Genomic DNA, 19,361 nt, shown 5'->3' with positions numbered 1-19,361 from the left:
TGATATCTAGCGGTTATTTATTGGGAAGCCATGATGATTGGCATAAAAAGCATTGCGAGCTACGTTCCGGCTGCGGGCCTGGACAACTACGCACAAGGCGCCAAATTCGGTAAGGATGAGGATTTCATCCTTGGCAAGATCGGCTCGGCCTTCCTGCCGCGCAAATCCGACGAACAAGAGACCTCCGACCTGTGCGTCGAAGCGGTCAACGCACTGTTCGCCGCGAACCCCGAGCTGTCGCGCGATTCCATCGATGCGCTGATCGTCGTCACCCAGAACGGTGACGCCGAAGGTCTTCCTCACACCGCGGCAATCGTCCAGGACAAGCTTGGCCTGCCGACCCATGTCGCGGCGTTCGACATTTCCCTCGGCTGCTCCGGCTACGTCTACGGCATCTACGCGCTCAAGGGTTTCATGGAAGCCACCGGCCTGAAGAACGGCCTGCTGGTGACCGCCGATCCGTACTCCAAGATCGTCGATCCGGAAGACCGCAACACCACCATGCTGTTCGGCGACGCCGCCACTGCCACCTGGATGGGTGAAGACCCGGTCTGGGCGCTGGGCAAGTCCGCCTTCGGCACCGACGGTTCCGGTGCGCCGCACCTGAAGGTCAGCGATGGCGTGTTCTTCATGAACGGCCGCCAGGTGTTCAACTTCGCCCTGCTCAAGGTGCCGGCGCACCTGCACGAGTTGCTTGAGCGCTCCGGCCTCAGCGCCGACGATATCGACGCGTTCTGTATCCACCAGGGCAGCGCGGCTATCGTCGATGCGGTCGCCCGCCGCTTCGAAGACAAGCCGGAGAAGTTCGTCAAGGACATGGTCGAGACCGGCAATACCGTGTCGTCGAGCATCCCGCTGCTGCTGGAAAAGCACGCCCTGGATACCACCTGGCAGCGAGTGGCCCTGAGCGGCTTCGGTGTTGGCCTGTCGTGGGGCTCGGCGATTCTCCACCGGCCTTGATCGCGGTGGCTGCTTAAAGCCGCTTGCTGGGGTAATCTCAGGCGTTTCGCAGGCAAGGGATGCTCAACCAATGAGCGAATTTTTCCAGCGCAACGCCGACATTATCCAGGCCCGCTGGCCGTCGCTGTTCGATCGCCTGATACGTGAAGACAGCGACAAGGTCGACGCGGTACTGACTGAAGGGCTGGGCTCGACCCTGACGGTTGACGGTGTTCAGCTCACCAGTCGCCATGACCGTCTCGCCGAGGCGCGTTTCCAGGCTGCCAGCCTGCCCGACGACAGCCCCGTGTTGCATCTCTACGGTACCGGTCTCGGTGATCTCCAGGCCGAGCTGCTGCGGCGTCCTTCGCTACGCCATCTGCACGTTCATATTCTCAATGGCGCCGTGTTCAAGCTGGTCCTGCAGCTGCTCGACCAGTGCGCGTGGCTCGCCGATCCGCGTGTCGAACTGGCGTATGCCGGCGATGCCGCGGAAATCGCCTTGCCATTCTTCGCCCTGCCGGCCGAGTTGGTGCTGGCCGACGATTTCAATGCCAAGGTCCGTGACCGCCTGATCGGCGAAGTTCACCTGACCTACAACAACCGCAATTTCGATGTCGCCGACCCGGCGCTGGTGGCGTTGCTCGATCAGAGCCTGCCGCTGCTGCGGGCCGACCGCGACGTGGCCGAGCTGTTCGGTAGCCGAGCGGGGGAGGGCGTCCTGGTGATCGCCACCGGGCCGACCCTGCAGGGCCATCTGCCGGCGCTGCGGCATCTTCGCGAGCAGCCGGGGCGGCCGCTGTTCATTTGCGTCGACACGGCCTACAAGCCCTTGCTTGCGGCCGGCATCGAGCCGGACATAGTGGTCAGCGTCGATCACAAGATCCGCCTGCATCACCTGCCGCCTGAGGCCTCGGCGCGAACCGCGCTGGTGTACATGCCGATGCTCGACGTCGACACGCTGGCGGCGTGGCAGGGGCCGCGCTATGCCGCCTATTCCGATAGCGCCCTGTACGACCGGGTGCGCGACGACATCCCCCGCGGGCACCTGTTCGTAGGCGGCAGCGTCATTCATCCGGCGGTGGACCTGGCGGTGAAGATGGGCGTGAGCCGCATCACCCTGTTCGGCGCCGACTTCGCTTTCCCGATGAACCGCACCCACACCGGCTGGAATGACGGCGATCTTGGCCCGCAACTGGCCGTAGCGCGCCACTGGGTGCTGGATGGGCATGGCCAGCGGGTGCGCACACAACTGAATTTCCGTGGCTACCTGATCGAGCTGGAGCGCTTCATTGCCCGTCACCCTGAGGTGGCGTTCTTCAATACCAGTCGTGCCGGGGCCTTGATCGCCGGCGCGCGCTTTGACCAGGAGTTCTGCCCATGACCGCCTGTCAGCAAGCCGCACATCAGTGCGCGGGGCTGTTCCGTCTGGGACGGGACGTGGAGGCGGCAGTGGAAATGGTCAGCCTGTTCGAGGCGGTGATGCCGCTGTTCGAGCGCGCGCCCCAGGCGCTGCAGGCGCAATCCGCGACGCTGCTGGCGCAGATCCTTGCCGCGCAGCAGCGCCAGGACTGGCTTTGCGTAGCCGATAACCTGGAATACGAGTTGCTGGAATTGATCGAGCGGACAGCTTCCGCCTGAAAGTGTGATGGCCATCACAGTGCGTTCGCCGCTCGCGGCGCTGGTGGCTTCCGGCAAGTGCCTGATTTGCAAGGGGTGGCTGGGTGATGGCACTTTTTTTTGAAAAAACCCTCAAGCAACCTGAAAACCCGACGATAAACATTACGAAGGTTCTCTAGGCCACACCCGGCGGATGCCAGGGCCGGAAGCCGCAGTATCCATCCAACGAGGAATTCGTCATGGCATTAACCGTAAACACCAACACTACCTCCCTGGCCGTCCAGAAGAACCTGAACCGCGCTTCCGACAGCCTGAGCACCTCCATGACTCGTCTGTCGTCCGGCCTGCGCATCAACAGCGCTAAAGACGACGCCGCTGGTCAGCAGATCGCCAACAAGCTGCAAACCATGGTTACCGGTTCGGCCGTAGCCATCAAAAACGCCAACGACGGTGTTTCGATCACTCAGACCGCTGAAGGCGCTCTGTCTGAAATGACCAACATCCTGCAGCGTATGCGTGAACTGGCTCTGCAATCGCGTAACGACTCCAACGGCACCACTGAACGCGCTGCTCTGAACAAAGAGTTCGCGGCCAAGTCCGACGAGATCACTCGTATCGCTTCGTCCACCACCTACGGCACCAGCAAACACCTGCTGGACGCCAGTGCTGGCACCATGCAGTTCCAGGTCGGCGCAATGACCGGTACTGACCAGGTCATCAGCGTTGTAATGAGCACCAGCTTCGCCGCTTCGACCCTGGCGGTCGGTACCGGTACTCTGGCGATCTCGGGTACTTCCGACTCCGCTGTACACACCTCGGTTGACGCTGCTATCACCGCCATCGACGCTGCTCTGCAGAAGATCGACGACAAGAAATCGGAGCTCGGTGCTGTTCAGAACCGTTTCCAGAGCACCATCAACAACCTGCAAAGCATGGCTGAGAACGCCACCGCCGCTCAAGGCCGCGTTCAGGACACCGACTTCGCAGCAGAAACTGCTCAGCTGACCAAGCAGCAAACTCTGCAGCAAGCGTCCACCGCAGTTCTGGCCCAGGCCAACCAACTGCCATCCGCCGTACTGAAACTGCTTCAGTAATAGCGCGATGAAGTTCGGCGAGGGGGTGCGTGAGCATTTCCTCGCCTTTTACTTTGGAGGTGATGGGCGATGGACATAAGCGTCAGATTGAATGCGTCTTATCCGGCCTCGACGACCGCGGCTCAGCACGACAAGACTGCTGAACAAGGTGCGTCCGACAAGGTCTACAACAAGCCGTCCCTGTCAGCCGTAGCGACAGAAAAAGAATCCGATGCCACTGAGTTGCAATCAGCGGTCAAGGAAATCCAGGATTTTGTCCAGTCGTTGCAACGCAACCTGGAATTCTCGGTGGATGATTCCACCGGAACCGTCGTCGTAAAGGTAGTTGCTCGCGACAGCGGTGAGGTCATTCGGCAGATTCCATCGCAAACGGCGCTGGAATTGGCGAAAAGCCTGCATGACGTAAACAGCCTTCTATTCGACGAAAAGGTCTGAAGGCGGTACGAAAATTGAAGGGTTTGCGGCTCGTGCGGTAATGGTCAAGCGTTTGGCGTGAACCAAAAAAGGAGAGAAACATGGCAAGTCCAATTCTGCCGGCCCTGGGTCTGGGTAGTGGCCTGGATACCAGTGCGATTGTAAAGGCCTTGGTTGACGCCGAAAAAACGCCTAAACAGAGCCAGATCGATCGGCAAACCAAGTCCAACACGGCGACGATCTCGGCGATCGGCAGTCTGAAAAGCGCATTGGCTGCCTACAAGACCGCCCTTGAAAAGCTGAGCAGCACCACTTCGCCACAGTTCCTTGCCTACAACGCGACCAGCGCGGATGAAAAGACCGTCAAGGCAACCGCCGGTAACGGCGCTGTCGGCGGCATGTACAGCGTCAAGGTGACCGAGCTGGCAACGGCGTCGAAAGTTGCCAGCCAGCGTTTTGGTTCCAGTGCCGACGCGATCAGCGAAGGTGTATTGACCATTTCGCAGGGCGACCAGGACTACACGGTCGAGATCGGCCCGAATGCCACGCTGCAATCGGTCCGCGACACCATCAATGGCCAGGTCAACAACAAAGGCATCATGGCCAACATCATCAATGATGGCACTGGCTCTCGCCTGGTTTTGACGTCGACTAATACCGGCCTGGATTCCGACATCTCCGTTGGTGGCATCCCTGAGCTGGAAATCGACGGCACTGCGCAAATGGTTGGCACCGGCGCGGGTTTCATCAGTGCTCTGGCCAAGGATGCGAAATTCGAAATCGACGGTATGGTACTCACCAGCAAGTCGAACAAGGTCGAAAATGCGGTAAGTGGCCTGACGATTGACCTGGTTGCCAAAGGCGAAACCACCGTCACCGTGGGCACCAACACCGAAGGCCTGAAGAAGTCGGTACAGTCGTTCGTGGATGCCTACAACACGCTGGTCAAGACGGTCACCAGCCTCAGCCAGGCGACCAAGAACGCCGACGGCACGATGGGTACCGCGCCTGCGCTGTCGGGTGACTCGGCGGCTCGCAACATGCTCAAGACCCTGCGTGACCAGTTGGTAGTGCCGGCTGGGGGTAGCGATAACTTGCAGGTGCTGTCGCAGTTGGGCATCAACACTGTTCAGGAAACCGGCCTGCTTGAACTGGACTCCACCAAGTTCACCAAGGCTGTGGAAGTGCAGAAGCTGGGTGGTGGTATTCAGGCGCTGTTCGGCGGAGATGACGGTCTTTTGGCCCGCATGACCTCGGCGTTGGACCCCTATTCGAAATCCGGCGGCTTGCTGGACGACCGCTCCAAGATTCTCGAGCAGGCGAAAAAGAGCCTGACCTTGCAGCAGTCGTCGCTGGATGCACGGGTTACTGCGATGACCGCGTCGTTGACCAAGAAGTACAACACCATGGACACTCTGGTGGGCAAACTCAACGCCCAGCGCGACAACATCACTTCGATCTTCGAGGCGATGGCCGCTCAGTCCAAGTCGTCCTGATCTACTGACTGACGCCAAAAGCCCGGCAGTGCCATACCAGCATGTCGGGCTTTTTGCATCTTCCTTAAAGTTTTTTGACGCGGGGTCGATAGCCCGGTCATACAGCAATTGTGGTGAGGTACACGCATGAATCCGATGTTGGCCCTTCGGCAGTATCAGAAAATCAGTGCACAGGCCCAGACCTCTGAAGCCAGCCCGCACCGCCTGGTGCAGATGCTGATGGAGGGTGGCCTGGATCGTGTTGCCCAGGCAAAAGGCTCGCTCGAGCGCAATGATATCGCAGGCAAGGGCATTGCCATCGGCAAGGCCATCGGCATCATCGGCGGTCTTCGCGAAGGTCTGGATCGCGACAACATGACGCCGGAACTGGAGCGTCTCGATGGGCTCTACCTGTATATGAACCGCCGCCTGATCGATGCCAACCTCAAGAACGACATCGCTGCGCTCGATGAGGTGACCGATCTGTTGATCACGGTCAAGGAAGGGTGGGACGCGGTTGTCGCACAATAACCAGTTGCAATGAGGATGTCGTGATGAGTGCTGTGCTCAAGCGAATCGAGGAAACCCGTGACGCATTGGTCGGTGCATTGGCCAATCGGGATTGGGAGGCGGTAGGTGAGCTGGATCAGGCTTGCCGTGCCTGCATGGATGAAGTATTGAGTGCGCAGCCGTCCGACGAAGAAGCGCTGCGGGATAACCTGCAGGATCTGCTCGGGGTCTATCGGCAATTGATCGATGTGGCGACCGAAGAGCGCCAGGCTATCGCTGACGAGATGTCGAAGATCAAGCAAGCGCAGCAGGCGTCGAAGGTATACCATCTGTACCGCTGACGGTTGATCGAAAATCAGTTGCGCGCCATAAATTTGACTGTGAAGTGTTTTTTGACTTAACTAGTGGCTGTTTTCTAATTTCAGACGTCGGAACACTGACCGTTCAGTCGGAATGATGTCGAGCATGCCCTCGCTGGGCCTCGAGTTGACTAGGGAAGTTGCTATTGCATGTGGCGTGAAACCAAAATTCTCTTGATCGATGACGATAGTGCTCGCCGCCGTGACCTGGCGGTGGTGCTGAATTTTCTTGGGGAAGAAAATCTGGCGTGCTCCAGTGAAGACTGGCAGCAGGCTGTCGAATCGTTGTCGTCGAGCCGTGAAGTACTGTGCGTTCTTCTCGGGACAGTAAATGCTCCGGCAGGCTTGTTGGGCTTGCTTAAGACAGTGGCTGCCTGGGATGAGTTCCTTCCGGTTCTGCTTTTGGGCGAAAATTCTTTGCCCGAGCTTCCCGAAGACTTACGTCGCCGGGTGCTCTCCAACCTTGAAATGCCGCCGAGCTACAGCAAATTGCTGGATTCGCTCCATCGTGCCCAGGTCTATCGCGAGATGTACGACCAGGCGCGCGAGCGTGGCCGGCAGCGCGAGCCCAACCTGTTCCGCAGTCTGGTCGGCACCAGCCGGGCGATCCAGCATGTCCGCCAGATGATGCAGCAGGTGGCCGATACCGACGCCAGCGTGCTGATCCTCGGTGAGTCCGGTACGGGTAAGGAAGTGGTTGCGCGTAACCTGCATTACCATTCCAAGCGCCGCGAAGCGCCGTTCGTACCGGTCAATTGCGGTGCGATCCCGGCCGAGTTGCTGGAAAGCGAACTGTTCGGCCATGAGAAGGGTGCCTTCACCGGCGCCATCACCAGCCGTGCCGGGCGCTTCGAGCTGGCCAATGGCGGCACCCTGTTCCTCGACGAGATCGGCGACATGCCGTTGCCGATGCAGGTCAAGCTGTTGCGCGTATTGCAGGAACGCACCTTCGAGCGGGTCGGCAGCAACAAGACCCAGAGCATCGATGTGCGGATCATCGCCGCGACCCACAAGAACCTCGAAAGCATGATCGAGGTCGGTTCGTTCCGCGAAGACCTGTACTACCGCCTCAACGTCTTCCCGATCGAGATGGCGCCGCTGCGCGAGCGGGTCGAAGACATTCCGCTGCTGATGAACGAATTGATCTCGCGGATGGAGCACGAAAAGCGTGGTTCGATCCGTTTCAATTCGGCGGCGATCATGTCGCTGTGCCGGCATGGCTGGCCGGGCAACGTCCGCGAGCTGGCCAACCTGGTGGAGCGCATGGCGATCATGCATCCGTACGGCGTGATCGGTGTGGCCGAGCTGCCAAAGAAGTTCCGTTACGTGGACGACGAAGACGAGCAACTGGTGGACAGCCTGCGCTCCGACCTCGAAGAGCGCGTGGCGATCAACGGCCATACGCCGAGCTTCCCGACCAATGCCATGCTGCCGCCGGAAGGCCTGGACCTGAAGGATTACCTGGGCAGTCTCGAGCAGGGCCTGATTCAACAGGCGCTGGACGATGCAAACGGTATCGTGGCGCGTGCCGCCGAGCGTTTGCGGATTCGTCGGACCACCCTGGTGGAAAAAATGCGCAAGTACGGCATGAGCCGTCGCGAAGGGGACGAGCAGGCGGAGGATTGACGCCTGCTCACCCACCGCCTGGCTTCCGTCTGGGCGCTCTGCTTCAAGCAACCTTTCTTTTTGTGAGGTAAATGCCCGTCATTGCGGGCTTTGTCGGCACCCCTCGCTTACTCCCTTCATGACGAAAATGTTTCCGGCATGGCTATTGCTATACCGCTTTCAACATACCGTTTTATGACGGTGAGCCACGCGAGAGAGCACGATGCCCCACGCAGCCACTACCTCCCTTGAGCCGCCACGCCCCGATGTCGCCGAACAGCAGGGTCGCGAAGGTCTGGAGCAGGCGTTTGCCCTGTTCGATCAGATGTCCAGTCAGCTCACTCAGTCCTACAGCCTGCTTGAAGCGAGGGTTACCGAGCTGAAAGGCGAGCTGGCAGTGGTCAGTGCGCAGCGCATGGCCGAGCTGGCGGAGAAGGAGCGGCTGGCCAATCGTTTGCAGAACTTGCTCGATCTGTTGCCCGGTGGCGTCATCGTTATCGATGGCCACGGCAAGGTGCGCGAGGCCAATCCGGCCGCTGGCGAACTGCTGGGCGAACCGCTGGTGGGCGAGTTGTGGCGGCAGGTGATCGCCCGCAGCTTCGCGCCGCGCGAGGACGACGGTCACGAAGTGTCGCTGCGCGACGGCCGGCGCCTGTCCATCGCCACTCGCTCCCTCGATGCCGAACCGGGCCAGTTGGTGTTGCTCAACGACCTCACGGAAACCCGCCGCCTGCAGGATCAACTGGCCCGCCATGAGCGGTTGTCGACCCTGGGTCGTATGGTCGCTTCACTGGCCCATCAGATCCGCACGCCGCTGTCGGCGGCGCTGCTGTATGCCAGCCACCTTGCTGAACAGGCGTTGCCGCTGGAAACCCAGCAGCGTTTTGCCGGCAATCTCAAGGAGCGCCTGCACGAGCTGGAGCGCCAGGTGCGCGACATGCTGGTGTTCGCGCGCGGCGAACTGCCGCTGACCGATCGCCTGACGCCCAAGGCACTGTTCCAGGCGCTGCAGCAGGCCGCGCAGGTTCAAGTGCAGGGGCACAATGTGCGCTGGCAGTGCGACAGCCATCTGGGCGAACTGCTGTGCAATCGCGACACCCTGGTGGGCGCCGTTCTCAATCTGGTGGAAAACGCCCTGCAGGCCAGCGAAGGTCCGGCGCGGATCAAGGTGCATCTCTATCGTCGTGATGACAGCCTGCGTTTGTGTGTCAGTGATGCGGGCCCGGGCGTCGACAGCGTGTTGCTCCAGCGTCTGGGTGAACCCTTCCTGACCACCAAGTCCACCGGCACCGGCCTCGGCCTGGCGGTGGTCAAGGCGGTTGCGCGGGCCCATCGCGGCGAGTTGCACCTGAGTTCGCGTCAGGGGCGCGGCACCTGCGCCACGATTACCTTGCCGTTGATGGGTGCGTCGCCGGAGGTGTCGGCATGAGCGGGATCAAGGTGCTACTGGTCGAGGATGACCGTTCACTGCGTCAGGCCCTGGGTGACACCCTGGAGTTGGGCGGTTTCACTTACTGCGCGGTGGGTTCTGCGGAAGAGGCCCTTGAAGCGGTCTCGAAGGAAGCCTTCAGCCTGGTGGTCAGTGACGTCAACATGCCGGGCATGGACGGTCACCAGTTGCTCGCCCGCCTGCGTGCCACTCAGCCACAGTTGCCGGTATTGCTGATGACTGCTCATGCCGCGGTGGAGCGGGCGGTGGATGCCATGCGCCAAGGCGCGGCGGACTATCTGGTCAAGCCGTTCGAGCCGCGTGCGTTGCTGGAACTGGTTGCCCGTCACTCGCTCGGTGCCGTCAGTGGTGCGGATGCCGAGGGGCCCGTGGCCTGCGAGCCGGCCAGTGCGCAGTTGCTGGAGTTGGCGGCGCGGGTCGCTCGCAGCGAATCCACCGTGCTGATTTCCGGCGAGTCCGGGACCGGCAAGGAAGTGCTGGCGCGCTATATCCATCAGCAATCGCTGCGCGCGAGTCAGCCTTTCGTGGCGATCAACTGTGCGGCGATTCCGGACAACATGCTCGAAGCCACGCTGTTCGGCCACGAAAAGGGCTCGTTCACCGGCGCCATCGCCGCCCAGGCGGGCAAGTTCGAACAGGCCGATGGCGGCACGTTGCTGCTCGACGAGATTTCCGAAATGCCGCTGGGCCTGCAGGCCAAGCTGCTGCGCGTGTTGCAAGAGCGTGAGGTGGAGCGGGTTGGTGGGCGCAAGCCGATTGCCCTGGATATCCGCGTGGTGGCCACCACCAACCGTGATCTGGCGGGCGAAGTGGCGGCGGGGCGTTTCCGCGAGGATTTGTTCTATCGTCTGTCTGTGTTTCCGTTGGCGTGGCGCCCGTTGAGAGAACGGAGCGCCGATATTCTGCCACTGGCCGAGCGTTTGCTATTGCGCCACGTCAATAAAATGAAGCACGCACCCGTCAGACTGTCGGAGGAGGCTCGGGCCTGCCTGCAAAGCTATCCGTGGCCGGGCAATGTGCGGGAATTGGACAACGCCATCCAGCGGGCGCTGATTTTGCAACAGGGTGGGGTCATTGCTGCTGCTGACTTTTGCCTCGCCGGCGTGCTGCCAGCCCTGACGCCACAGCCTGTGCGGGCTGCAGCGCCAGCGGTGGTGAGCGAGACGCAGGAAGTGGGTGGCCTTGGAGATGACTTGCGTCGGCACGAGTTCCAGATGATCATCGACACCCTTCGCGCCGAGCGCGGCCGCCGCAAGGAAGCCGCCGAGCGACTTGGCATCAGTCCGCGGACCCTGCGCTACAAATTGGCGCAGATGCGCGATGCCGGAATGGATGTCGAGGCCAGCCTTTATGCCACGGGGCTTTGAGGTGCAGGATCAGCGTTTTGTCAAATTGTCGGGCGTAGCTGGCACTCTTGTTGCTAAGTCCTGTTCACCCGCTGCATGAGTGTCAAAAAAATGCGGGCCGTCGGAGAGAGAAGACCATGAGCCAAGGTGTTGAATTCAATCGTTTGATGTTGGACATGCGGGCCATGCAAATGGACGCGATGTCGGCGCCGAAGGCTGTCCAGGCTCCTGAGCTGGGGTCGAGCAATTTTGCCGACATGCTCGGGCAGGCCATCAACAAGGTCAACGACACCCAGCAGGCCTCCAACCAACTGGCCACAGCATTCGAAATCGGCAAGAGCGGCGTCGACCTGACCGACGTGATGATCGCGTCGCAGAAAGCCAGCGTCTCGTTCCAGGCGCTGACCCAGGTGCGCAACAAGCTGGTTCAATCGTATCAAGACATCATGCAGATGCCGGTTTAAGGGCGGGATTTGATTCATGGCCGATGCAGTCGTCGATAACGTGCCCGCCAAGGGCGGCCCGCCAGCGCCAAAACCGCCGCTGTTCGGCCTTTCGTTCCTGGAAAATATTTCACAGATGCCCATGTTGCGTCAGGTCGGCCTGCTGGTCGGCCTGGCTGCCAGCGTGGCCATCGGCTTCGCCGTGGTGCTCTGGTCGCAACAGCCTGACTACCGTCCTCTCTACGGCAGCCTCAGTGGCATGGACACCAAGCAGGTCATGGAAACCCTGGCCGCTGCTGACATTCCCTACAACGTCGAGCCCAATTCCGGCGCCTTGCTGGTCAAGGCCGAGGATATTTCCCGCGCCCGTCTGAAGCTCGCCGCCGCCGGGGTTGCACCGAGTGATGGCAACGTCGGTTTCGAAATCCTCGACAAGGAGCAGGGCCTGGGCACCAGTCAGTTCATGGAGGCCACCCGTTATCGTCGCGGCCTCGAAGGCGAACTGGCGCGCACCGTCTCCAGCCTGAACAACGTCAAGGGTGCCCGTGTGCACCTGGCGATCCCGAAAAGCTCGGTTTTCGTGCGCGATGAGCGCAAGCCAAGCGCCTCGGTGCTGGTCGAGCTGTACCCCGGTCGCAACCTCGAGCCCGGCCAGGTCATGGCCATCGTCAATCTGGTGGCGACCAGCGTTCCTGAACTGGACAAGTCCCAGGTCACCGTGGTCGACCAGAAGGGCAACCTGCTCTCCGATCAACTGCAGAACAGTGAGCTGACTGTCGCCGGCAAGCAGTTCGACTACAGCCGCCGCATGGAAGGCCTGCTCACCCAGCGTGTGCACAACATCCTGCAACCGGTGCTGGGTAACGACCGCTACAAGGCCGAAGTGTCCGCCGACGTCGATTTCAGCGCGGTCGAGTCCACTTCCGAACAGTTCAACCCTGATCAGCCGGCGCTGCGCAGCGAGCAGTCGGTCAACGAACAACGCTCCAGCAGCATGGGCCCGCAGGGCGTTCCCGGTGCGCTGAGCAACCAGCCACCAAGCCCGGCTTCGGCGCCGCAGACCACCGGTGGTGCCGCGCAAGGTGCGGCTGCCGCGATCCAGCCCGGCCAGCCGCTGCTCGACGCCAACGGTCAGCAGATCATGGACCCGGCCACCGGCCAGCCGATGCTCGCGCCTTACCCAGCGGACAAGCGTCTGCAGTCCACCAAGAACTTCGAACTGGACCGCTCCATCAGCCATACCCGTCAGCAGCAGGGCCGTGTGACCCGTCTGTCGGTGGCCGTGGTGGTCGACGATCAGGTCAAGCTCGACCCGGCCAATGGCAACGCCACCAGCGTGCCGTGGAGTGCCGAGGACCTGGCCCGCTTCACGCGGCTGGTCCAGGACGCGGTGGGCTTCGATGCCAGCCGTGGCGACAGCGTCAGCGTGATCAACGTGCCGTTCGCCGCCGACCGTGGCGAGACCATCGCCGAGATTCCGTTCTATTCGCAGCCCTGGTTCTGGGACATCGTCAAGCAAGTGCTCGGCGTCCTGTTCATCCTGGTGCTGGTGTTCGGTGTGCTGCGCCCGGTGCTCAACAACATCACCGGCAATGGCAAACAGTCGACAAGCGACGGCGACATGGAACTGGGCGGCATGTTGGGGTTGGACGGTGAACTGGCCAACGACCGCGTGAGCCTGGGTGGTCCGCAAAGCATCCTCTTGCCTAGTCCGAGCGAGGGCTATGACGCCCAGCTCAACGCTATCAAGAGTCTGGTAGCAGAAGATCCGGGTCGTGTGGCCCAGGTCGTGAAAGAGTGGATCAACGCCGATGAGTGACAATCGAGCCCTGACTGCGAAACTGACCCGTGTCGACAAGGCCGCGATCCTGCTGCTGTCGCTGGGCGAGACCGATGCCGCGCAAGTGCTGCGGCACATGGGGCCGAAAGAGGTCCAGCGTGTAGGCGTGGCCATGGCGCAGGTGGGCAACATCCACCGCGAGCAGGTCGAGCAGGTCATGAGCGAGTTCGTCGAGATCGTCGGCGACCAGACCAGCCTTGGCGTCGGCTCCGACGGCTACATTCGCAAGATGCTCACCCAGGCCCTGGGCGAGGACAAGGCCAACGGCCTGATCGACCGGATCCTGCTGGGTGGCAACACCAGCGGTCTGGACAGCCTCAAATGGATGGAGCCGCGTGCGGTTGCCGACGTTATCCGCTACGAGCACCCGCAGATTCAGGCGATCGTCGTGGCGTATCTCGACCCGGACCAGGCAGGCGAAGTCCTCGGCAATTTCGACCACAAGGTGCGCCTGGACATCATCCTGCGCGTCTCGTCGCTGAACACCGTGCAACCGGCCGCGCTCAAGGAACTCAACCAGATCCTCGAGAAGCAGTTCTCCGGCAACTCCAACGCCGCGCGCACCACCCTGGGTGGTATCAAGCGTGCTGCGGACATCATGAACTTCCTCGACAGTTCGGTCGAAGGCCAGCTCATGGATTCGATCCGCGAGATCGACGGCGATCTCTCCGAGCAGATCGAAGACCTCATGTTCGTCTTCAACAACCTGGCCGATGTCGATGACCGCGGTATCCAGGCGCTGTTGCGGGAAGTCTCCTCCGACGTCCTGGTCGTCTCGCTCAAGGGCGCGGACGAGAAGGTCAAGGACAAGGTCTTCAAGAACATGTCCAAGCGTGCCTCGGAACTGCTGCGCGACGACCTCGAGGCCAAGGGCCCGGTCCGTGTCAGCGACGTCGAGACCGCGCAGAAGGAAATCCTCACCATCGCCCGCCGCATGGCCGAAGCCGGCGAAATCGTGCTGGGCGGCAAAGGTGCCGAAGAGATGATCTGACCCGTCGGCCCGGTCGGTTTTCGCGCCCGCGAAACCGCACCGGCCCCGATGGGGCTTCGTCGGGCGGCACCCGCCGCCGACGCTGCCTGATCATCCGTAACCCGACTTTTGAGCGCATGGAATCATGTCGACCAACGAGCATTTGAGTGAACTGATCCGCGCCCGCGACGTAGAGGATTTCGACCGCTGGGCGCTGCCCAGTTTCGATCCTGAACCGGAGCCCCAGGCCGAACCCGAGCCTGAGCCGGAACTGGTCGAAGAAGTCGAGGAAGTGCCGCTGGAAGAAGTCCAGCCGCTGACCCTCGAAGAACTCGAGAGTATCCGCCAGGAGGCCTACAACGAAGGCTTCGCCACCGGCGAGCGTGAAGGTTTCCACAGCACCCAGCTCAAGGTCCGTCAGGAAGCCGAAGTGGCGCTGACCGCCAAGCTGGCCAGCCTCGAACAACTGATGGGCAACCTGCTGGAGCCGATTGCCGAGCAGGATGCGCAGATCGAAAAGCAGTTGGTGCAACTGGTCAGCCATATCGCCCGCGAGGTGATCGGCCGCGAGCTGCAAACCGATTCCAGCCAGATCACCCATGTCCTGCGTGAAGCCCTCAAGCTGCTGCCCATGGGCGCCGAAAACATCCGCATCCACGTCAATCCGCAAGACTTCGCCCTGGCCAAGGCCCTGCGCGAGCGTCATGAGGAAAACTGGCGCCTGCTCGAAGACGACAGTCTGCAAGCCGGCGGCTGCTGGATCGAAACGGCCCATAGCCGCATCGATGCCACGGTGGAAACCCGCATCGAAAAAGCCATGAAGCAGTTGTTCGACCAATTGCACGACCAGGGCCTGCACCCGGCCGCGCCGGACTTGCACATCGAGCTGGAGGCGCCGAGCGAGGCGCCGGTCGAAGAGACGGAAACCAGCGATGCGCCTTGAGCGAACCAGTTTCGGCAAGCGCCTTGAAACCTATGTCGATGCCATCCGCCTGCCGAGCCAGCCGGTGGTCGAAGGCCGCCTGCTGCGCATGGTCGGCCTGACCCTCGAAGCCGAGGGCCTGCGCGCCGCAGTCGGCAGCCGCTGCCTGGTGATCAACGACGACAGCTATCACCCGGTCGAGGTCGAGGCCGAGGTCATGGGCTTTTCCGGCGGCAAGATCTTCCTGATGCCGGTGGGCAGTGTTGCCGGTATCGCGCCTGGCGCGCGGGTGGTGCCGCTGGACGACAGCGGTCGCCTGCCGATGGGCATGAGCATGCTCGGGCGGGTGCTGGACGGCGCTGGCCGGGCACTCGACGGCAAAGGCGGGATGAAGGCCGAAGACTGGGTGCCGATGGACGGTCCGACCATCAACCCGCTCAACCGCGATCCCATCAGTCAGCCGCTGGATGTGGGTATCCGCAGCATCAATGGCCTGCTCACGGTCGGCCGAGGCCAGCGTCTTGGCCTGTTCGCCGGTACCGGCGTCGGTAAGAGTGTGCTGTTGGGGATGATGACCCGCTTCACCGAGGCCGACATCATCGTCGTCGGCCTGATCGGCGAGCGGGGCCGCGAGGTGAAGGAGTTCATCGAGCATATTCTTGGCACCGAGGGCCTCAAGCGCTCGGTGGTGGTGGCTTCGCCTGCGGACGACGCGCCGCTGATGCGTCTGCGCGCCGCGATGTACTGCACGCGGATCGCCGAGTATTTCCGCGACAAGGGCAAGAACGTCCTGCTGCTGATGGACTCGTTGACCCGTTTCGCCCAGGCCCAGCGGGAAATCGCCCTGGCCATCGGCGAGCCGCCAGCGACCAAGGGTTATCCGCCATCGGTGTTCGCCAAGCTGCCCAAGCTGGTGGAGCGCGCGGGTAATGGCGAGGCGGGCGGTGGTTCGATCACCGCGTTCTATACCGTGTTGTCCGAGGGTGACGACCAGCAGGACCCGATCGCCGACTCGGCGCGGGGCGTGCTCGACGGCCACATCGTGCTGTCACGCCGCCTGGCTGAGGAAGGGCACTACCCGGCCATCGATATCGAAGCGTCCATCAGCCGGGTCATGCCGCAGGTGGTGACGCCGGAGCAGATGACCCAGGCCCAGCAGTTCAAGCAGCTCTGGTCGCGGTTGTCGCAAAGTCGCGACCTGATCAGCGTCGGCGCCTATGTCGCCGGTGGCGACAAGGAAACCGACCTGGCGATTTCCCTGCAGCCTCGCCTCGTGCACTTCTTGCGTCAGGGGCTCAACGACAACGTTGGCCTGGCCCAGAGTCGCGAGCATCTGGCGAGCGTCTTCACGCCGCTGGCTGCGGGCTGATAGCGTATGGCCCAGCCTAGTCGCGCCGCCCGCCTGGTCCCGGTGGTGGAAATGGCCGAGGACGCCGAGCGCAAGGCCGCCCAGCGCCTCGGGCAATTCCAGCAGCAGGTCAATATGGCCAAGGCCAAGCTCGCCGAACTCGACCAGTTCCGTTCCGATTACCAGCAGCAGTGGATGCAGCGGGGCGGGCAGGGTGTGAGCAGCAACTGGCTGGTGGGTTTCCAGCGCTTCCTCGGCCAGCTTGACACCGCGGTGGCCCAGCAGAATCAGAGCCTGATCTGGCACCAGAACAATCTCAATAGCGCCCGCGCGACCTGGCAGGAGGCCTACGCGCGCGTCGAAGGCCTGCGCAAGCTGGTCCAGCGCTACATCGAAGAAGCCCGCCTGATCGAAGACAAGCGCGAGCAGAAACTGCTCGACGAGTTGTCCCAACGCCTCCCGCGACACGATCGTTTCTGACACTGAAAGCGTTGGTCGGCCCAGGTTGCCGGGCTGCCGGTGGACTGCTAAACCTACAGGGTGTCGGTACTCGCCATCATCGAAGGAACGCCCACATGGCCGTTGAATCCGTGTACTCAAAGGACGAGAACAAACTGACGATCCGGGTCAAGGGTCGTTTCGATTTCGGCAATCACCAAGTCTTCCGTGACGCCTACGAGCGCCAGGCGGTGAAGCCTGAAAGCGTGGTCGTGGACCTTAAAGACGCCACCTACCTGGACAGTTCGGCGCTGGGTATGTTGCTGCTGCTGCGCGATCACGTTGGCGGCGATGAGCCGAGGGTCAGCGTGGTCAACACCAGCTCCGACGTGCGCAAGATCCTCGCCATTTCCAATTTCGAAAAACTCTTCGATATCAGTTGAACGCGACCATGAGCAGTTCCCCCGCGCTTACCGTCCTGATTGCCGAGGACGGTGCGACCGACCGTCTCCTGCTGGCGACCATCGTCCGCAAGCAGGGGCACCGGGTGCTGACCGCCGAGAACGGCGAGCGGGCGGTGGCGCTGTTCGTCGAGCAGCGCCCGCAACTGGTCTTGCTCGATGCGGTGATGCCGGTGATGGACGGTTTCGAGGCGGCGCGGCGAATCAAGGCGCTGGCCGGCGAGGAGTTGGTGCCGATCATCTTCCTCACGTCGCTGACCGAGGATGAAGCGTTGGTGCGCTGCCTGGAGGCAGGCGGCGACGACTTTCTGGCCAAGCCTTACAGTCCGGTAGTGCTGGCCGCCAAGATCAAGGCCATGGATCGCCTGCGCCGTTTGCAGGCCACGGTGCTGGAGCAACGTGACCAGATTTCCCGGCACCACAACCACCTGCTCAACGAGCAGCGGGTGGCCAAGGCAGTATTCGACCAGGTGGCCCACGCCGGCTGCCTGAGCGCACCGAATATCCGCTACCTGCAATCACCGTATGCGTTGTTCAACGGCGACCTGCTGCTGGCGGCCTTCACCCCGACCGGCGAAATGCATGTGCTGCTCGGTGACTTCACCGGCCACGGTTTGCCGGCGGCGGTCGGCGCCATGCCGCTGGCCGAGGTGTTCTACGGCATGACCGCCAAGGGCTACGGCCTGGCCGAGACCCTGCGGGAGATGAACGCCAAGCTCAAGCGCATCCTGCCGGTGGACATGTTCTGCTGCGCGTTGTTGCTCAACCTGAGTTTCGAGCGGCGCATGGTGGAGGTGTGGAACGGTGGCATGCCCGACGCCTACTTGCTGCCTGCCGCCGGCGGCCAGGCGATGCCGCTGGTGTCCCGGCATTTGCCGCTGGGCATCCTGCCGTCCGAGCAGTTTGACGAACACACCGATGTCTTGCCGTTGACGCTCGGTGACCGCTTGTTCCTGCTGTCCGATGGTGTGGTGGACACCTGCGATGAGAGCGACCAGTTGTTTGGCGTTGAGCGTTTGCAGCAGGTGTTCGCCGACAACCGTGAGCCCGAGCACCTGTTCGAGGACGTGCTGCAAGCGCTGGAGCGCTTTCGCGGACGCTCGCGGGATGACGTCAGCATGCTGGAAATCACCGTGGTCGCCCCGGGCGAGTTGGCGCCGCCGCCGGTGGTGTATTCCGACAGCGGCCAGTCCAGCCCGCTGGATTGGTCGCTGTCATTCGAATTTCGTGCCCAGACCCTCAAGCGTTTCAATCCCTTGCCTTACCTGATGCAGGTGCTGCAGGAGATTCATGGTCTGCGCGGGCAAAGCGGTGCGTTGCACAGTGTGCTCACCGAGCTGTATTCCAACGCGCTCGAGCATGGCGTGCTGGGGCTGGACTCGGCGCTCAAGCGCGACGCCGATGGCTTCGCCGCGTATTACCAGGAGCGCAACCGGCGTTTGCAGGCCCTCGACAGCGGTCATATCCGCCTTCATTTGAAGGTGGAACCGTGGGAAGGAGGCGGGCGTCTCATTCTTGAAGTCGAGGACAGCGGCAACGGCTTCGATGTGAGTAAAGTACGCGGGCCGCCCGAAGTGGAGCAGCGTCTGTGTGGCCGGGGGCTGAACCTGGTACGCCGCCTTGGCCGGCAGGCCGAGTGGGCCGATGGCGGACGCCGCGCACGCGTGGAGTTCGCGTGGGGCGCTCTGGCATAATCCAACTTGATCAAGGAGTGAACAAGTGTCCGATATTCATATTGACCGCAAGGTGTTGAGCGACCTTCAGGAGGTCATGGAAGGTGGCTACCTCAACCTGCTCGAAACCTTTCTCGCCGATTCCGAGGAGCGTTTGCGCCAGCTCTACAAGGCCCGTAACGCCGAGCAACTGGGTCAGGCCGCGCACAGCCTCAAGGGCAGCAGCAGCAACATGGGCGCGATCGAACTGGCCGAACTGTGCCGGCAACTCGAAGAGCGGGTCAGGCAGCAAGCGCTGTTTGGCATCGAGGACCTGATCAACCGCATCGACCGCGAATTCATCGCGGTCCGTCAGCTCTACCGCGCCGAACGGGAACGTGTCCTGGTCGGCTGACCCGATGAAGTCGGGGCAGGTTTGGTTACCTTGGGGGCCGTTTGCGTAGGGGTGCCTATT

20 protein-coding genes are annotated in these 19,361 nt (G+C 62.0%); all 20 read left to right on the top strand.

The annotated features are described in order from the left end of the window. Nucleotides 1-33: 33 nt before the first annotated feature. The 20 genes from NTD82_RS21480 (at nt 34) to NTD82_RS21385 (ending at nt 19,301) form a co-directional block, all read left to right on the top strand. Entirely contained in the window at nt 34-960 is a 927-nt protein-coding gene (locus NTD82_RS21480) for a ketoacyl-ACP synthase III (protein ID WP_095156946.1), read from the top strand. A 70-nt stretch (nt 961-1,030) separates the two neighbouring features. Beyond that, complete coding sequence (locus NTD82_RS21475) at nt 1,031-2,323, top strand: motility associated factor glycosyltransferase family protein (protein WP_095156947.1); 1,293 nt, start codon at nt 1,031-1,033, stop codon at nt 2,321-2,323. Next, the gene (locus tag NTD82_RS21470) at nt 2,320-2,580 is read left to right on the top strand and encodes a hypothetical protein (RefSeq protein WP_095156948.1); all 261 of its coding nucleotides are present in this window, start codon (nt 2,320-2,322) and stop codon (nt 2,578-2,580) included. The genes NTD82_RS21475 and NTD82_RS21470 overlap by 4 nt, the downstream gene beginning before the upstream one ends. Before the next feature lie 218 nt (nt 2,581-2,798). After that, nucleotides 2,799-3,653, top strand: a complete 855-nt coding sequence (locus NTD82_RS21465; protein ID WP_095156949.1) for a flagellin domain-containing protein — start codon at nt 2,799-2,801, stop codon at nt 3,651-3,653. 69 nt (nt 3,654-3,722) lie between these two features. Then, nucleotides 3,723-4,088, top strand: coding sequence for a flagellar protein FlaG (locus NTD82_RS21460; protein ID WP_095156950.1), 366 nt, complete (start codon nt 3,723-3,725; stop codon nt 4,086-4,088). Nucleotides 4,089-4,168: 80 nt separating this feature from the next. After that, a complete protein-coding gene (gene fliD, locus NTD82_RS21455) occupies nt 4,169-5,563 on the top strand; it encodes a flagellar filament capping protein FliD (RefSeq protein WP_095156951.1) in 1,395 nt (464 codons plus the stop codon). Nucleotides 5,564-5,689: 126 nt separating this feature from the next. Further along, entirely contained in the window at nt 5,690-6,073 is a 384-nt protein-coding gene (fliS, locus tag NTD82_RS21450) for a flagellar export chaperone FliS (protein ID WP_095156952.1), read from the top strand. A gap of 23 nt (nt 6,074-6,096) precedes the next feature. Next, complete coding sequence (fliT, locus tag NTD82_RS21445; RefSeq protein ID WP_095156953.1) at nt 6,097-6,393, top strand: flagellar protein FliT; 297 nt, start codon at nt 6,097-6,099, stop codon at nt 6,391-6,393. A gap of 168 nt (nt 6,394-6,561) precedes the next feature. Then, entirely contained in the window at nt 6,562-8,037 is a 1,476-nt protein-coding gene (gene fleQ, locus NTD82_RS21440; protein ID WP_095156954.1) for a transcriptional regulator FleQ, read from the top strand. Nucleotides 8,038-8,239: 202 nt separating this feature from the next. Further along, nucleotides 8,240-9,445 (top strand): sensor histidine kinase, encoded by a 1,206-nt coding sequence (locus NTD82_RS21435; protein ID WP_262130138.1) that lies wholly within the window; start codon nt 8,240-8,242, stop codon nt 9,443-9,445. After that, entirely contained in the window at nt 9,442-10,833 is a 1,392-nt protein-coding gene (locus NTD82_RS21430) for a sigma-54-dependent transcriptional regulator (RefSeq protein ID WP_262130136.1), read from the top strand. Before NTD82_RS21435 ends, NTD82_RS21430 begins: the two co-directional genes overlap by 4 nt. A 116-nt stretch (nt 10,834-10,949) precedes the next feature. Next, nucleotides 10,950-11,276: a flagellar hook-basal body complex protein FliE gene (gene fliE, locus NTD82_RS21425; protein ID WP_095156957.1), complete on the top strand. Its 327-nt coding sequence runs from the start codon at nt 10,950-10,952 to the stop codon at nt 11,274-11,276. Nucleotides 11,277-11,292: 16 nt separating this feature from the next. Beyond that, entirely contained in the window at nt 11,293-13,074 is a 1,782-nt protein-coding gene (gene fliF / locus NTD82_RS21420) for a flagellar basal-body MS-ring/collar protein FliF (protein WP_095156958.1), read from the top strand. Further along, entirely contained in the window at nt 13,067-14,086 is a 1,020-nt protein-coding gene (fliG, locus tag NTD82_RS21415; RefSeq protein WP_095156959.1) for a flagellar motor switch protein FliG, read from the top strand. The genes fliF and fliG overlap by 8 nt, the downstream gene beginning before the upstream one ends. A 124-nt stretch (nt 14,087-14,210) precedes the next feature. After that, nucleotides 14,211-15,008 carry a flagellar assembly protein FliH gene (fliH, locus tag NTD82_RS21410; protein WP_095156960.1) on the top strand — a complete coding sequence of 266 codons (798 nt, stop codon included), beginning with the start codon at nt 14,211-14,213 and terminating at the stop codon, nt 15,006-15,008. Then, nucleotides 14,998-16,356 carry a flagellar protein export ATPase FliI gene (gene fliI, locus NTD82_RS21405; RefSeq protein WP_095156961.1) on the top strand — a complete coding sequence of 453 codons (1,359 nt, stop codon included), beginning with the start codon at nt 14,998-15,000 and terminating at the stop codon, nt 16,354-16,356. Before fliH ends, fliI begins: the two co-directional genes overlap by 11 nt. A 6-nt stretch (nt 16,357-16,362) precedes the next feature. Then, nucleotides 16,363-16,815 carry a flagellar export protein FliJ gene (fliJ, locus tag NTD82_RS21400; RefSeq protein ID WP_095156962.1) on the top strand — a complete coding sequence of 151 codons (453 nt, stop codon included), beginning with the start codon at nt 16,363-16,365 and terminating at the stop codon, nt 16,813-16,815. Nucleotides 16,816-16,910: 95 nt separating this feature from the next. After that, nucleotides 16,911-17,216 (top strand): STAS domain-containing protein, encoded by a 306-nt coding sequence (locus tag NTD82_RS21395; RefSeq protein WP_095156963.1) that lies wholly within the window; start codon nt 16,911-16,913, stop codon nt 17,214-17,216. 8 nt (nt 17,217-17,224) lie between these two features. Then, nucleotides 17,225-18,928, top strand: coding sequence for a fused response regulator/phosphatase (locus NTD82_RS21390; protein ID WP_095156964.1), 1,704 nt, complete (start codon nt 17,225-17,227; stop codon nt 18,926-18,928). Nucleotides 18,929-18,953: 25 nt separating this feature from the next. After that, complete coding sequence (locus tag NTD82_RS21385) at nt 18,954-19,301, top strand: Hpt domain-containing protein (protein WP_095156965.1); 348 nt, start codon at nt 18,954-18,956, stop codon at nt 19,299-19,301. Nucleotides 19,302-19,361: the final 60 nt, after the last annotated feature.

It is taken from the genome of Pseudomonas sp. 5P_5.1_Bac1 (genome assembly GCF_025466015.1).
Taxonomy (GTDB): domain Bacteria; phylum Pseudomonadota; class Gammaproteobacteria; order Pseudomonadales; family Pseudomonadaceae; genus Aquipseudomonas.
Note: the sequence above shows the minus strand (reverse complement) of the source record. Positions and strands in the feature narration are given on the sequence as shown.

What these genes read in the sequence shown, in the direction of transcription:
- NTD82_RS21430 (WP_262130136.1), top strand. Translation starts at nt 9,442, where the DNA reads ATGAGCGGGATCAAGGTGCTACTGGTCGAGGATGACCGTTCACTGCGT.
- fliS (WP_095156952.1), top strand. Translation starts at nt 5,690, where the DNA reads ATGAATCCGATGTTGGCCCTTCGGCAGTATCAGAAAATCAGTGCACAG.
- fliJ (WP_095156962.1), top strand. Translation starts at nt 16,363, where the DNA reads ATGGCCCAGCCTAGTCGCGCCGCCCGCCTGGTCCCGGTGGTGGAAATG.
- fliF (WP_095156958.1), top strand. Translation starts at nt 11,293, where the DNA reads ATGGCCGATGCAGTCGTCGATAACGTGCCCGCCAAGGGCGGCCCGCCA.
- NTD82_RS21475 (WP_095156947.1), top strand. Translation starts at nt 1,031, where the DNA reads ATGAGCGAATTTTTCCAGCGCAACGCCGACATTATCCAGGCCCGCTGG.
- NTD82_RS21390 (WP_095156964.1), top strand. Translation starts at nt 17,225, where the DNA reads ATGAGCAGTTCCCCCGCGCTTACCGTCCTGATTGCCGAGGACGGTGCG.
- NTD82_RS21480 (WP_095156946.1), top strand. Translation starts at nt 34, where the DNA reads ATGATTGGCATAAAAAGCATTGCGAGCTACGTTCCGGCTGCGGGCCTG.
- fleQ (WP_095156954.1), top strand. Translation starts at nt 6,562, where the DNA reads ATGTGGCGTGAAACCAAAATTCTCTTGATCGATGACGATAGTGCTCGC.
- fliD (WP_095156951.1), top strand. Translation starts at nt 4,169, where the DNA reads ATGGCAAGTCCAATTCTGCCGGCCCTGGGTCTGGGTAGTGGCCTGGAT.
- fliH (WP_095156960.1), top strand. Translation starts at nt 14,211, where the DNA reads ATGTCGACCAACGAGCATTTGAGTGAACTGATCCGCGCCCGCGACGTA.
- fliT (WP_095156953.1), top strand. Translation starts at nt 6,097, where the DNA reads ATGAGTGCTGTGCTCAAGCGAATCGAGGAAACCCGTGACGCATTGGTC.
- NTD82_RS21470 (WP_095156948.1), top strand. Translation starts at nt 2,320, where the DNA reads ATGACCGCCTGTCAGCAAGCCGCACATCAGTGCGCGGGGCTGTTCCGT.
- fliI (WP_095156961.1), top strand. Translation starts at nt 14,998, where the DNA reads ATGCGCCTTGAGCGAACCAGTTTCGGCAAGCGCCTTGAAACCTATGTC.
- NTD82_RS21435 (WP_262130138.1), top strand. Translation starts at nt 8,240, where the DNA reads ATGCCCCACGCAGCCACTACCTCCCTTGAGCCGCCACGCCCCGATGTC.
- fliG (WP_095156959.1), top strand. Translation starts at nt 13,067, where the DNA reads ATGAGTGACAATCGAGCCCTGACTGCGAAACTGACCCGTGTCGACAAG.
- fliE (WP_095156957.1), top strand. Translation starts at nt 10,950, where the DNA reads ATGAGCCAAGGTGTTGAATTCAATCGTTTGATGTTGGACATGCGGGCC.
- NTD82_RS21460 (WP_095156950.1), top strand. Translation starts at nt 3,723, where the DNA reads ATGGACATAAGCGTCAGATTGAATGCGTCTTATCCGGCCTCGACGACC.
- NTD82_RS21465 (WP_095156949.1), top strand. Translation starts at nt 2,799, where the DNA reads ATGGCATTAACCGTAAACACCAACACTACCTCCCTGGCCGTCCAGAAG.
- NTD82_RS21395 (WP_095156963.1), top strand. Translation starts at nt 16,911, where the DNA reads ATGGCCGTTGAATCCGTGTACTCAAAGGACGAGAACAAACTGACGATC.